The organism is Bowdeniella nasicola (genome assembly GCF_900107735.1).
GTDB lineage: Bacteria > Actinomycetota > Actinomycetes > Actinomycetales > Actinomycetaceae > Bowdeniella > Bowdeniella massiliensis.
Genome location: NZ_FNQV01000007.1, coordinates 43,213 through 55,839, shown reverse-complemented (window position 1 = coordinate 55,839; position 12,627 = coordinate 43,213). Strand labels below are relative to the sequence as shown.

Genomic DNA, 12,627 nt, shown 5'->3' with positions numbered 1-12,627 from the left:
GCACACATCACCCATGTCCGACCCAGGAGTACCGTGTCTCATCCCGATACGTCTGCGAGCCCGTCGCCCGATATCGATGTTTCGGCAAACATCGCCACCGTTCAGACGGCCCCGCCACCGCAGCGCTTGCGTCCGCCGCACCGGCACGCGGGCGCGCGCATCCGCGAGTTTTTAGAAAACGAAACCCGCTCCGGCATGTTGCTGCTCGCCGCGGCGGTGCTCGCGATTTTGTTGGCAAATAGCCCATTTCGCGACAGCTATCACCAGATGGCCGGGACGTATTTGGGTCCGGAGTCGCTCGGTTTGAAAATGTCGGTCGCGCACTGGGCGGCCGATGGGTTACTCGCGATCTTCTTCTTCATCGTTGGGCTCGAGCTCAAGACCGAGTTTGTCACCGGGCAGTTGCGTGATGCGAAGCGCGCGGCACTGCCGATGATCTGCGCCGTGCTCGGCATGGTGGTGCCGGCGCTGCTGTATTCCTTCGTGCAGCAGATGACGAACTCGGGCCTTGGGAATGGCTGGGCGATCCCGGCCGCGACCGATATCGCCTTTGCGGTCGCGCTGCTGGGGATCTTCGGCAAGGGGCTGCCGCCCGGGGTGCGCGTCTTCCTGCTGACGCTCGCCGTTGTCGACGACCTGCTCGCGATTACCGTCATCGCCGTGTTTTACACCGACCGCGTGGACTTCGTGGCGCTGGGGCTGTCCTTCCTCGTGATCGCGGCCTTCGCGGTCCTTGTCCAGCGGCGGGTGACTTCGTGGTGGATTCTCATCCCGCTCGCACTTATTGCCTGGGTTTTCATGTTCCGCTCCGGAGTGCACGCCACCGTCGCGGGCGTCCTGCTGGGCATGGTGGTGCCGGCCAAGATGCGCGGGAATGAGGACGACTCCATGACGCACCGCTTCGTGCACGCCATCCACCCGATCTCTGCCGGTTTCGCGCTGCCCGTCTTCGCCTTTTTCGCCGCGGGCGTGACCGTCACCGGAGGGATCGGTCAGATGCTGACGAACCCCGCCGCCATCGGCGTTATCGCCGGCCTCGTGCTCGGCAAGTTCATCGGCATCTATGGCGGCGTCGTCTTCTTCGCTCGCTTCACACCGCTGAAGCCCGGCGGCGGTGTCAATGTTGCAGATCTGCTCGGAGTCAGCTTCCTGGCAGGTATCGGCTTTACCGTCTCCCTGCTTATTTCCGAGCTCTCCTTCCCCGGCGACCCGGCCGTCGATGCCGCGAAGTTCGGCGTCATGGTTGCCTCGCTCCTGGCGGGCATGCTTGGTGCGTTCTTCCTGACGCGCCGTCGCAAGCAGCTGAGCCGCGGCGGTGATTCGGGCCGTGGCAAGCCGCATACGACGGGACGATTCGGACGCCATACGGGCCGGGTGCGCCGGAAGGCGGCCGCGATCCGCACCCGCAAGCGCCGTGCCCCCCGATTTAGCTAGCCGATCATCAGTTCGCACGCGGGCTCGGAAGTGACTGGGGTTACAAATTCTATTGCCAATTGCTTGAGTTGACCCTCATACTGGTGCGAAGCGGGTCATACGGTGTGGCTGGCTGTAAGACAGGGGGACTCACGAAGAGGTTTTTTGCTGCGATAGTGGGGGCGCTACTTGCGTTCGTTCCGGCTGCGGTTCACGCCAAGGAAATTGATCCGGCTGGTCCAATCCACTGTGCACCGATGTCTGTCGCTCCTCTTGCGGAGACATCATCAAGTAGTCGGCCAGAGGCTGAGCTCCAATGCGGGACGAGCAAGATACCCGCTCGGTTGATGGTGGGTGGAAAGGTCAACCTCAAGGTGTTCACCGTGAAGATCAAAAACGGATGGCGTGAGCCTAAGGGCCAAGGTTGGTGGATCGAACGAGATCGTGGCGGCCATGCAGAGAAGTACTGGAAACTGAAGAAGCCCCACAATCAAGGAAAAGTCGTCGCGTCGCTCTACCCTGATGGCAGAATTTTCACAGGCAAGATGAGGCCTGAGGTCCGGTAGCTTGGAGGGCTAGTGCAATGGTAGAGATTATCGCTACGTCGTGGCCAGTGTGCGAGGAGGATAGTGGTGCGCCTCGGCGTCGGCCGCTGTTCACTCATCCAGCTGGGTATTTCATGGTGGAGCTGGACGAGCATACTCCGATCGGGCCGCGATACTGGCACAGCTACGGAGTAGCGCATGAGTGGCTGGAATGTGAGGCGATGGGGTCGCCTTATCAGATCAGTTATGACTTACCCGGTGACCAGGGCTGGAAACTCCTGGTGACCCATGATGACGAGCCGTGGAGCGAAGAGCGTGTGGTGGGCCAGTGCCACGTCACGCGTGGTGGCGAGATCGTATTGTTCGACTCGAACAAGGATTGTGTCGCGGGGCGTTACGCCGAAACGGTGATGCGTAAGCTCGCTGAGCCCACCGATGTGGCGACGTTTCGTGGTGACCAGCCAATGGTCCTTGCGGGGCCGTTTGGTTTGACGTCCTTCCACGTGCCGTTGGAGGGCACGGTCTTCCGTGTCCTGGAAAAGTCGCCGATTGAATTCGATGACGGGTCTACTCGGGCCCGACGCGCCATGGTGGTGCGTGATGACATGCCGAGCTACTGGGAGGGGCTCCTGGTGTGGGGCGCTGCGGGGCAGCCGCCGAAGCTATGGCCGGATGGCTCCCACCCTCTGCTCGATGAGCCGGTGACCTCCCACCCGTTGCTCGCGGCGCTCGCGGATATCTTGGTGCCGACGCCCTAGGCTCCGGGCTCGAGCTCGCCGCCGGATTCGCGCAGGTAGCACTGGGCGCACAGCGATTCGTAGGTGACGTCGACCCCGTCGATGGCGACCTGGGAGCCGGAAAAGACGAAATCCTCGCCGATTCGTCGGCCGTTGAACATGGCTTTGCGGCCGCAGCGGCAGATCGTCTTGAGTTCTTCTAGGCTGTGCGCGATCTCGAGCAGGCGGCGGGCACCCGGGAAGGCGCGCGTCTGGAAGTCGGTGCGAATGCCGTAGGCGAGGACGGGAACGTTATCAAGGATCGCAATGCGCAAGAAATCGTCGATTTGCTCCGGGGTGAAGAACTGGGCCTCGTCGACAAGGACACACGCGAGCGGCGCGATGTCGACGTGCGGGACGAGGGTATCGGGTGCGTCGCCGGCGGCGAGGGCGGAGATGATCTCGCGGGCGTTGTCGTCGGGGCCGAGAAGGAAATCCACGGGGCGGGCGACCCCGAGACGGGAGACGATCGTGTCCTCGCCCTTGGTGTCGATGCGGGGCTTGCCGAGCAGGACGCGCTGGCCACGTTCCTCGTAGTTGTAGGCGGCCTGCAGCAGGGCAGTGGATTTGCCGGAGTTCATCGCTCCATAGCGAAAATACAGCTTGGCCACGGGCGTCCTTTGGATCGTGAGGGTGGGGCGTCGGCCCCAGTGTACCGGCGTGGGCGATAATGGGGCATGACCTTAGCGACGCTGCGACCGCTTCAGCTCCAGGATGCCGGCGATGTCCTCGCCGCGTTCTCATCCGCGCCCGATATGGCGCGGCAAGGCGATGTTCGCGATGAGGCGAGCGCGGCGGCATATACGCGGTGGGCGAGTGGTGTCGATTCCGCGACGCGCGCCTTCGGGATCGTCGTAGTGGACCACGTCGTGGGCTGCGTGGGGATCAGCATCGACCGCGTGAACCTCGTCGGCTGGGTCTGGTACTGGATGCACGCCGAGCACCGCGGCAAGGGACTGACCTCGCGCGCCACGACGACCGTCGCCAACTGGGCGCTTGGCGAGGGCGGGCTCGAACGCCTGGAGCTTGGCCACCGCGCGAACAATCCTGCCTCGGGCCGGGTGGCGCTCGTGGCCGGCTTCACGTGGGAGGGGGTCGAGCGCGGCAAATTCCTCATCGACGGCGAGCGCCTCGACGTGCGCACCTACGGCCGGCTGCACGATGACCCGGTTCCCACGTGTGAGACGCTCGCGGCGGATACCTCGACCTGGCCGCCCCTGATCGGGGAGCACAGCTGAGATGGATCCGCGCGTCAGCGACGCCTTCACGGCAACTCCTCGCCAGGGGTTCCTGCCCGAGCGATCGCGTGCGCACGCCACCTGGGATATGCCCATCCCGATCGGGCACGGGCAGACGAACTCGCAGCCGCGCACCGTTGCCGACATGCTCAACTTGCTCGAGGTCCCACCCGGTGCCCGGGTCCTTGATGTGGGGGCCGGCAGCGGGTGGTCGACGGCGCTGCTCGCTCACCTCGTTGGGCCGGTCGGACTCGTCATCGGCACCGAACGCGTCACCGAGCTCGCCGAGTTCGGCAGCGCAAACCTAGCGGCGATGAATCGGCCGTGGGCGAGGATTCGCCTTGCTGAGCCGGGCGTACTCGGCGCTCCGCAGGAGGCGCCCTTTGATCGTATCCTCGTGTCGGCCTCAGCTCGTGAGCTGCCGAGCCAGCTCATCGACCAGCTCGCGCCCGGCGGCATCATGGTGATCCCGGTGGGCACGACGATGGTGCGGGTGCGACGCGATGACGACGGCGAGATCGCGATTAGCGAGCACGGTGCCTACACCTTCGTGCCCTTGCTGTAGGCCGAAAGCGCCTGGCCGGTGAGGGTCTCGGCGGCCGCGAGCTCACGCGGCGTGCCGGTGAAGACGATCTCGCCGCCGTCATGTCCGGCGCCGGGGCCGACGTCGATGAGGTGATCGGCCTGCGCCATGACAGCGAGGTTGTGTTCGATCACGACGATGGTGTGTCCGGCCGCAACCAGCCGGTGGAGCATCTCGATCAAATGCGCGGTGTCGGCCAGGTGCAGGCCCGAGGTTGGCTCGTCGAGCACGTAGATAGCGGCTTCGGGACCGAGCTGCGTCGCCAGCTTGATCCGCTGTCGCTCACCGCCCGACAGCGTCGAGAGCGGCTGGCCCAGGCGCAGGTAACCGAGGCCCACGTCGATGAGGGTAGCGAGGATCTTCTTCGGCTTGCCGCTCGTGAAAACCTCCGCGGCGCGCTCCACCGTCATGTTTAGGACGTCGGCGATCGTGTGCCCGTCGAGGCGATAGGTCAATACTTCTGGCTGGAAGCGCCGGCCCTCGCATTCGGGGCACGTCGTCGCGACGCCCGCCATCATGGCGAGGTCGGTGTAGATGACGCCTTGGCCGCTGCAGGTGGGGCAGGCGCCCGCCGAGTTTGGCGAGAAGAGCGCGGGTTTGACGCCGTTAGCCTTCGCAAACATCGTCCGGATGGGATCGAGCAGGCCGGTATATGTCGCGGGGTTGGAGCGCCGCGAGCCCTTGATTGCGGACTGGTCGACGACGAGAACGTCCTCGCGGGCCGCGAGCGAGCCGTGGATGAGGGAGGACTTCCCGCTGCCGGCGACGCCCGTGACGACGGTGAGCACGCCGAGCGGGATATCGACGTCGACGTCCTTCAAATTGTTCGTCGCGGCGCCACGAATCTCGATGACGCCATTCGGCTTCCGAACCTCCGTGCGCAGCGGGCTGCGGGTAGCCAGCGAGCGGGCCGTGATGGTGTCCGTTGCCGTCAGTTCGGCGAAGCTGCCCTCGAACGTCACCTTGCCGCCCGCGCTGCCGGCGCCGGGTCCGATGTCGATGAGGTGGTCGGCGATCTCCATCACCTCGGGCTTGTGTTCGACGACGAGGACGGTGTTGCCCTTGTCGCGCAGCCCCAGCAGCAGCGAGTTCATCCGAGCAATGTCGTGGGGGTGCAGTCCGACGGTTGGCTCGTCAAAGACGTAGATGATGTCCGTTAGCGCCGAGCCGAGGTGCCGGATCATCTTCACCCGCTGGGCCTCACCACCCGAGAGCGTGCCTGACTCGCGGTCGAGACTGAGGTATCCCAGGCCGACATCGACCATCGCCGCGAGGATCGCCGAAAGCCCGGTGAGCACGGGAGCGATCTTGGGCTCGGCCAGCTGATCGGCCCAGACCTTAAGTGCATCGACCTGCATCGCGCACAGCTCGGGCAGCGTCGCGCCCGCAACGGTCGCGGTGCGCGCGGCCTCGTTCAGCCGGGTGCCGCCACACTCGGGGCAAGGCGTAAACGATGCGGCCCGCTCGATGAACGCTCGCACGTGCGCCTGCTTGACCTCGGTTTCCTTGTCCAAAAAGACGCGACGAATCTTCGGGATGAGGCCCTCGTACGTCGTGTTGATCCCGGTGCGGAGCTTGATCTTCTCCGGCTCGCCGTACATGAAGTAGTCGTACTGCTCGGCGGTGAAATCCTTGATCGGGGTATCCGGGTCGAGCTTCGGGGACTCACCGTAGTAGACCCAGTACCAGGTCCCGGGCCCGAAGTTCGGGGCGAGAATCGCGCCCTCATTGAGCGTCTTGTCCCGATCGATGATCGCCTCGAGGTTGATATCGGAGACGCGCCCCAGGCCCTCACAATTCGGGCACATCCCGCCGATGATTTCGAAGTCCTTGCGCTCGGCCTTCGCCTTGCCCTTGTTCACCTTCAAAGCGCCGTGACCGGTCGCGGAAGCGACGTTGAAGGAAAAGGCCGTCGCGGGCCCGACGTGCGGGGTTGAAAGGCGAGAAAAGATCAGCCGCAGCATGTGCAGGGCATCCGTCGCGGTCCCGACGGTGGAGCGGGCATTAGCGCCGAGCCGCTCCTGATCGACGGCGATCGCCGCCGAGAGGATTTGCAGGTCGTCGACATCCGGGCGAGCAGGGGCTTGCATGAAGCCTTGGACGAACGCCGGATAGGTCTCGTTGATGAGCCGCTGGGATTCGGCCGCGATCGTGCCGAAGACGAGCGATGACTTGCCCGAGCCCGAGACGCCCGTGACGACGGTCAGGCGGCGTTTGGGCAGATCAACGTCGATATCTTTCAGGTTATTGACTCGGGCGCCTCGCACTTTGATGAGGTCGTGGCTATCGGCTGCGTGCATGGGGGTCTCCACTTCATTCGCTCCGGCTAGGTAACTGTACTCTGCCGTCAGCCCCGGGGGCGGGCGGCCAACTAGGCTGAACCAATGGACTCCTCCCAGGTGCGTGAGCGCCTCGCCCGCTCGAGGCTCGGGCCCATTGTTGACGAGCTTGGTTTCGATACCGAGGACGTCGCCGAGCTATTCGCGGCCCTTGCAGGCATCCTTTCGGACGACGCGGAAGTGAGCAGGATCGGGCAGGCAGCGGGGGCGCTTCATCGAGCCGTCGGCCTGGAGACGGAGCCAGCGCCACTACCCGCGGGAGGCCTCACCGCACTTGTTGCGCACCTCGTCGCAATCGAAGCGCCGCGCGCGTTTCATAGGTCTCGCGGGATCACTTCGGCGCGGTCGAGCGAGGCGCTCGCGGACCTGGCGCAGCAGGTGCGCGTGCACCGCAGAACGTTCGGTGAACTCGGTTTGCATACGCTGCCGTGGACCTCGCTGCTCTATACCGGGAGGCTGTACACGCTTGGGCGGCTCCAGTTCGACCTGCACCGCGGCCCCGATGGCCGCTGGCGCCTTGGCACGCACATCCCAGCGACCGGGCCGCTGCTACCTGAGGCTGTCAACGACTCGTTTGCTGAAGCGAGCGAGTTTTTTCCTCGTCACTTTCCTGATCTTGCGCGCGGCAATCCCGAGTTTGCTCGCACCTTTTGGTGTGACTCCTGGCTGCTAAACCCCGCACTTGAGGAGATCACTCCAGGATCCAACCTCGCTCACTTTGCGCGGCGCTGGCGGATCACTGAGAGTGTCGAGGATGTCGACGGGGTGGTGTTCTTTGTCTTCGATCGCCGTCCGCCCTACGACCTGGAGGACCTGCCTTCAACGACCCGACTCGAACGAGCCATTCGCGAACGGTTACTCGATGGGCGCGGGTGGCATCGAGGGATCGGGACCTACACGCCCAACCCTTGAGCGCGCCGTCACCGCGCGACGTCGCTCGAGCTAGCCCGAAAAAGGAGGGTCTGCGTGTCGTAGTACGCGGTGCTCAGGCCAATTTCTCGCATCCCGGCGCGCTTGGCGACCGCTTGCGAGGCCACATTGTCCGGATGGGTGACCGCTACGACCTCGTCTAGTCCCGCAGCGAAGAGGGCTGTGATCACGGCCCTGGCAGCTTCGCTCATGTACCCGTTCCCGCCGTGGCGCTCCATGACGCGCCAGCCGATTTCCGTTTCTGAAGGCGCTGCGCCACCGGAAGGCGGAATGGGTTTGACCAGGATCATTCCCACGGGTTCGGTCGTGCCGCCCCGGTCCCGGCGCTCAATCAGCCAGTAGCCGTGCCGGGGATCCTCATGTCCGGACATGAATCGCTGGAGGTGTCGCTTTGCAGCGGCCTCGTCAGGAGTGATGGCGGATGGGATGAACTGGGCGAGCAGCCGATGCTGATGCAGCTTAAGAACCGTCGCGAGATCTCGCGGTTCGAACTCTCGTAGTCGCAGCTGCGTAGTCTGAAGTGAAATCACATTGCCGGGGTGAGAACTAACCACAGGTCACGCCGGTGGCGTGAACCGGGCAGTATCCGAACGGGTTTTTCTTCAAGTAGTGCTGGTGTTCTTCTTCGGCCAGCCAATACTCGTGGGCGCCGGGTTCTTCGACCGTCGTCGTGATCGGCCCGTATCCGGCCTCGGCTAGGCGCGGCTCATAATCGGCGATGAGCTGGCGAGCAGTTGCGGCCTGCTCCGTCGTCGTCGGGAACACAACCGAGCGGTACTGGCTGCCAACGTCATTGCCCTGACGATCGCCCTGAGTCGGATCGTGGTTTTCCAAGAACACCTTGAGGATGTCAGCGACATCGATCTGCTCCGGGTCGTAGGTCACCCACACGGTCTCTGCGTGCCCGGTGCTGCCGCTACATACCTGGCGGTAGGACGGATGGGAAGCGTCGCCGCCCATGTAACCGACGGTCGTCTCGCTTACCCCGTCGAGGGAATCGAGGAGTTTTTGGGCGCCCCAAAAGCAACCGAGGGCGAGACCAATAGATTCCTGGGAGGCTGGAGAATTCGACATAGCGTGATCGTAACTCAGCATGTCAATCCGACTGAAGAGGGAGCGATACGCCGCTGGCGTAGCGCGAAGGAGTGAAATCTTGCTGCGCGCCCTGATTTGCGGCGCCGCAAGTCAATGAGCTGAGTGGCGCGCCGTAAACTACAGTCGTATCCAGTACCGATTATTCGTCGAAAGCGATGCTCACCATGTCACCTGCGACCCCGAATTGGATTCGCACGATCGCCCGCACCTCGAAAATGAAGATGGTGGAGTCGGCTGAGCGAGTGCGCGTGGCTGGCAACGCCAATCGTTTTCCGGAAGAGGCACTCGTCTCCGTCAATGCGAAAACCGATGACGATCCCGACGCCGTAGTTCCCTGGAGCGTACGGGCGGCAGCTGAGTGGTCATGGCGCCTGCTGATCATCGTGACGGGGCTCGCTGTCCTCGTCTACGCGCTGTACTGGATGCAGATCATCGTCGTTCCGCTGCTGGTCGCGACCCTGATCGCGGTCTTGCTCGAACCCATCAACCAGTGGCTTCGTCGCTACCTGCGTTTCCCGCGCGCCCTTGCTGCACTCACGACCGTCGTCGGTACCCTTGCGGCGATCGCCGCGCTGCTGACCTTCGCTGGCCAGGCACTCGTCGACGGTTTCGCGGATATCGCGGATTCCGCCGCCGCAGGTTTTGACCGGTTGCTCACGTGGCTGTCCGAAGGGCCGCTGCATATCGATGCGACCAAGATCAACGAGTTCCAGGCGGAGCTGGTCTCCAAGGTTCAGGACAACGCGACCGCCCTGGCTTCCGGCGCTCTGAGCATTACCTCCTCGCTCGGCCAGGTCCTGTCCGGCGCACTCATCGCGATTTTCTGCCTGTTCTTCTTCCTGATGGAAGGCCGACGGATCTGGCTGTGGTGCGTCCGCCTGCTGCCGGTCAGCGCTCGCGAGCGCACGCACGAAGCCGCGATTCGCGGCTGGCTATCGCTTCGCGGCTACGCCCGCACCCAGATCCTGGTGGCGGCTGTCGATGCGATCGGTATTGGCGTCGGTGCCTGGCTGCTGGGTGTCCCGCTGTACCTCCCGCTCGGTGTGCTCGTCTTCCTCGGCTCCTTCGTGCCGATTGTTGGTGCCCTTGTCACCGGTACGATCGCTGTTCTCGTTGCGCTCGTATCCCACGGCTTGTCGACCGCGGTCTTCATGCTCATCGTGGTTCTCGCGGTTCAGCAGATCGAAGGTAACGTGCTGCAGCCCTTCCTCATGGGCCACGCGGTTTCTCTGCACCCTGTTGCGGTGCTGCTCGCGGTGGCGGGCGCGACGTATATCGCGGGCATCGTGGGTGCCCTGTTTGTCGTGCCGTTCGTCGCCTTCTTGAACACCGTGATTTTGTACTTCAACGGTCGAGATAAATTCCCGGCGCTCGCCTCCGACCCGGCTCGGCCCGGAGGGCCACCGGGAGCATTCTCGGAACAGATCGAAGGCACGTTCGGGGACTCCATCGATGTTGCGGAGCACCGCGAGGCCGCCGAGATCGTCGATGGGATCAACGAGGACGAGATCGAGGACCTGACCGAATCAGAGCGCGCCGCGATTCGCGCCGAAAAAGCCAAGGTCAAGGCCGCGCTGGCCAAGCAAAAAGCCGCATCCGCGAAGGCTGATGCCGAATCTGCTACCGATCATGCGGAGCAGGCGGAAGCCCACGCGGACGCGGCCGATGAGCGCACCAAGGGTGCGCCCAGAGATTAACTAGCCACGGAACGGCTCGACCTCGGTGATCTTCACCTTCACGGTCGAGCCGTTCGGTGCTTCATAGGACACGCTGTCGCCGACCTTGTGGCCGATGACGGCTGCGCCGATGGGAGAGGACTCCGAGAACACCTTCAGGGCCGGGTCCACATCGACGGCCGCTTCCCGCGAGCCGATGAGGAACGTCATGTCCTTGCCATCGACCTTCGCGTGTACGACGGTGCCAGGCTCTGCCACGCCGTCGTCGGCGGGCGCTTCGCCAACCTGCGCGTCGCGCAGCAGTTCGGTCAGCTGCTGGATGCGGGCCTCGAGCTTGGACTGCTCGTCCCGGGCAGCGTGGTAGCCGCCATTTTCCTTCAGATCGCCTTCCTGACGCGCGGCATCGATGCGAGCGACAACTTCGGCGCGGCCCTCCGTGCTGAGGTGTTCAAGCTCAGCGCTCAGGCGGTCGTAGGACTCTTGCGTCAGCCAGGTCTCAGTCACGATTCCTCCATACAAAAAAGACCACCCCGGCCCTTCGCCGAGGTGAAACATCGCTACACAGCTGTGAAAATCTGGTAGCTCAGCGGTTGATCGCTCGATTATAGCACCGCGACTTTTCGCAGCGCTCGCTGAATTTCCGCTATTTGAGCACGATGCAGTCGGTGACATCCCCGCGAGCTGCTCGCTGGGTCGTCATGAGTTCGACCTCCACGGTGGTCGGTTGCGTCTCGATTGTGGTCTCGACCTCGTTGACGCCGACCTCGATGGAGTTTTCATTGAACGCCCGTACGGTGCAGCGGACGGTGGCATCCAGATCGCTGGTGACGTTGTATCGCACTGTGATTGAGGAGTCCGAGTTCACGGTCGAGCCAAGGACGTCGGAGTGTGCTTGCGGGCTCGTGATCGCAACAGCTTGCGAAATCAACCAGATAGCAATAAGGAGACCCGCGATGGCGCCACCGAGCCAGAGTAACCGGTTCTTTCCCTCGGGCGAGCCGTAGCGGTCGCGCAGGTATTGATCGGTGGAGGTCATGGCCTCATCCTAGCCAGACTTCAGCTCACAGCTGACCTGGGGGCGCGTGCGGTGAGACCTTCCGAGTAAGATCACTTGGAGTTAATCGGACATGTCCTATGTGAGGTGACACCTATGCGGATGATGGCAGTGCATGCCCATCCTGATGACGAGGCGAGTAAGGGGGCCGGCACGATGGCGAAGTATGTCGCCGAGGGCCACCGGGTTCGCGTTGTCACCTGCACTGGCGGTGAACGCGGCGACATTCTTAATCCCCGCCTCGAAAACGATGCCCAGATCATCGATAACCTCGTGACCGTGCGCCGCTCCGAAATGGCCGCCGCAGCCCGGGCGCTTGGGATCGAGCACGCCTGGCTGGGGTTTGTCGATTCCGGTCTGCCCGAGGGTGATCCGATGCCGCCACTGCCGGAAGGCTGCTTTGCATTGGCGCCCGATTCGCAGACCGTGCCCGCGCTCGTGGCCCAGATACGAGATTTTCGGCCGCATGTGCTCACCACATACAACGAGATCGGCGGTTACCCACACCCCGATCACATTGCCACCCACAAGATTTCGCTTGCCGCGGTCGATGCCGCAGCGGACCCGGACTACCACCCGGAATTGGGCGAGCCGTGGCAGGTCTCAAAGGTCTACTACGACGTCTCGTTCAGTCAGGATCGGCTGGTCGCGATTCACGACGCGATGATCGAACGGGATCTGGAGTCTCCCTTTATGGAATGGCTCAAGAGCAGGGGTGATCGCCCGCAGCGCACCGCGACCGCTCGGATCGAGGTCAGTGACTACTTCCCGCAGCGAGACGCTGCGCTGCGCGCACACGCCACCCAGATCGACCCCGAAGGGTTCTTCTTCCAAGTGCCACGCGATCTCGAAGCGGAAGTCTGGCCGTGGGAAGAATTCGAGCTGGCTCGCACGGTCGTAGACGTCGCCGAAATGGAAGATGACCTGTTCGCCGGAATCGACGATGACGCGGACAGCGACAAAGTCCGCTGACATAGA

Annotated in this window: 14 protein-coding genes; 8 read left to right on the top strand and 6 right to left on the bottom strand. The window is 63.6% G+C overall.

Annotated elements, in window-relative coordinates; all coding sequences use genetic code 11:
- The first annotated feature begins 33 nt into the window (after positions 1 to 33).
- The 3 genes from nhaA to BLU67_RS06575 all read left to right on the top strand — a co-directional run bounded on the left by nhaA (position 34) and on the right by BLU67_RS06575 (position 2,716).
- Entirely contained in the window at positions 34 to 1,434 is a 1,401-nt protein-coding gene (nhaA, locus tag BLU67_RS06580; RefSeq protein ID WP_261977055.1) for a Na+/H+ antiporter NhaA, read from the top strand.
- A gap of 59 nt (positions 1,435 to 1,493) precedes the next feature.
- Complete coding sequence (locus tag BLU67_RS12090; RefSeq protein WP_143027359.1) at positions 1,494 to 1,979, top strand: hypothetical protein; 486 nt, start codon at positions 1,494 to 1,496, stop codon at positions 1,977 to 1,979.
- Between the two features lie 260 nt (positions 1,980 to 2,239).
- Entirely contained in the window at positions 2,240 to 2,716 is a 477-nt protein-coding gene (locus BLU67_RS06575) for a hypothetical protein (RefSeq protein ID WP_143027358.1), read from the top strand.
- On the opposite strand, the gene BLU67_RS06570 is transcribed toward BLU67_RS06575, so the two are convergent.
- Positions 2,713 to 3,345: a thymidine kinase gene (locus tag BLU67_RS06570; protein WP_092563952.1), complete on the bottom strand. Its 633-nt coding sequence runs from the start codon at positions 3,343 to 3,345 to the stop codon at positions 2,713 to 2,715. The two genes, BLU67_RS06575 and BLU67_RS06570, sit on opposite strands and share 4 nt — an antisense overlap.
- Before the next feature lie 66 nt (positions 3,346 to 3,411).
- On the opposite strand from BLU67_RS06570, the gene BLU67_RS06565 reads away from it, so the two are divergent.
- Positions 3,412 to 3,972, top strand: coding sequence for a GNAT family N-acetyltransferase (locus BLU67_RS06565; RefSeq protein ID WP_092563949.1), 561 nt, complete (start codon positions 3,412 to 3,414; stop codon positions 3,970 to 3,972).
- Position 3,973: 1 nt separating this feature from the next.
- Entirely contained in the window at positions 3,974 to 4,537 is a 564-nt protein-coding gene (locus BLU67_RS06560; protein ID WP_092563946.1) for a protein-L-isoaspartate O-methyltransferase family protein, read from the top strand.
- Here BLU67_RS06560 and BLU67_RS06555 read toward each other — a convergent pair.
- Entirely contained in the window at positions 4,513 to 6,855 is a 2,343-nt protein-coding gene (locus tag BLU67_RS06555) for an ATP-binding cassette domain-containing protein (RefSeq protein ID WP_092563943.1), read from the bottom strand. The two genes, BLU67_RS06560 and BLU67_RS06555, sit on opposite strands and share 25 nt — an antisense overlap.
- Positions 6,856 to 6,939: 84 nt before the next feature.
- On the opposite strand from BLU67_RS06555, the gene BLU67_RS06550 reads away from it, so the two are divergent.
- Positions 6,940 to 7,806, top strand: coding sequence for an acyltransferase domain-containing protein (locus BLU67_RS06550; protein WP_092563940.1), 867 nt, complete (start codon positions 6,940 to 6,942; stop codon positions 7,804 to 7,806).
- Positions 7,807 to 7,814: 8 nt separating this feature from the next.
- Here the strand turns inward: BLU67_RS06550 and BLU67_RS06545 are convergent, their stop codons facing one another.
- A complete protein-coding gene (locus tag BLU67_RS06545) occupies positions 7,815 to 8,354 on the bottom strand; it encodes a GNAT family N-acetyltransferase (protein WP_176780719.1) in 540 nt (179 codons plus the stop codon).
- 16 nt (positions 8,355 to 8,370) lie between these two features.
- Positions 8,371 to 8,898, bottom strand: coding sequence for a peptide-methionine (S)-S-oxide reductase MsrA (gene msrA / locus BLU67_RS06540; protein ID WP_222842408.1), 528 nt, complete (start codon positions 8,896 to 8,898; stop codon positions 8,371 to 8,373).
- A gap of 185 nt (positions 8,899 to 9,083) precedes the next feature.
- Here msrA and BLU67_RS06535 point away from each other — a divergent pair, with 185 nt between their 5' ends.
- Positions 9,084 to 10,616: an AI-2E family transporter gene (locus BLU67_RS06535; protein ID WP_222842407.1), complete on the top strand. Its 1,533-nt coding sequence runs from the start codon at positions 9,084 to 9,086 to the stop codon at positions 10,614 to 10,616.
- On the opposite strand, the gene greA is transcribed toward BLU67_RS06535, so the two are convergent.
- Positions 10,617 to 11,102 carry a transcription elongation factor GreA gene (gene greA, locus BLU67_RS06530; protein ID WP_410002422.1) on the bottom strand — a complete coding sequence of 162 codons (486 nt, stop codon included), beginning with the start codon at positions 11,100 to 11,102 and terminating at the stop codon, positions 10,617 to 10,619.
- A 136-nt stretch (positions 11,103 to 11,238) separates the two neighbouring features.
- The gene (locus BLU67_RS06525) at positions 11,239 to 11,631 is read right to left on the bottom strand and encodes a DUF4307 domain-containing protein (RefSeq protein ID WP_092563928.1); all 393 of its coding nucleotides are present in this window, start codon (positions 11,629 to 11,631) and stop codon (positions 11,239 to 11,241) included.
- 114 nt (positions 11,632 to 11,745) lie between these two features.
- Here BLU67_RS06525 and mca point away from each other — a divergent pair, with 114 nt between their 5' ends.
- Positions 11,746 to 12,621, top strand: coding sequence for a mycothiol conjugate amidase Mca (gene mca / locus BLU67_RS06520; protein ID WP_092563925.1), 876 nt, complete (start codon positions 11,746 to 11,748; stop codon positions 12,619 to 12,621).
- Positions 12,622 to 12,627: the final 6 nt, after the last annotated feature.

Excerpts from the sequence above, each read along its gene's own strand:
- BLU67_RS06565 (WP_092563949.1), top strand. The coding sequence starts at position 3,412 with ATGACCTTAGCGACGCTGCGACCGCTTCAGCTCCAGGATGCCGGCGAT.
- BLU67_RS06560 (WP_092563946.1), top strand. The coding sequence starts at position 3,974 with ATGGATCCGCGCGTCAGCGACGCCTTCACGGCAACTCCTCGCCAGGGG.
- BLU67_RS06555 (WP_092563943.1), bottom strand. The coding sequence starts at position 6,855 with ATGCACGCAGCCGATAGCCACGACCTCATCAAAGTGCGAGGCGCCCGA.
- BLU67_RS06550 (WP_092563940.1), top strand. The coding sequence starts at position 6,940 with ATGGACTCCTCCCAGGTGCGTGAGCGCCTCGCCCGCTCGAGGCTCGGG.
- msrA (WP_222842408.1), bottom strand. The coding sequence starts at position 8,898 with ATGTCGAATTCTCCAGCCTCCCAGGAATCTATTGGTCTCGCCCTCGGT.
- BLU67_RS06535 (WP_222842407.1), top strand. The coding sequence starts at position 9,084 with ATGTCACCTGCGACCCCGAATTGGATTCGCACGATCGCCCGCACCTCG.
- BLU67_RS06525 (WP_092563928.1), bottom strand. The coding sequence starts at position 11,631 with ATGACCTCCACCGATCAATACCTGCGCGACCGCTACGGCTCGCCCGAG.
- mca (WP_092563925.1), top strand. The coding sequence starts at position 11,746 with ATGCGGATGATGGCAGTGCATGCCCATCCTGATGACGAGGCGAGTAAG.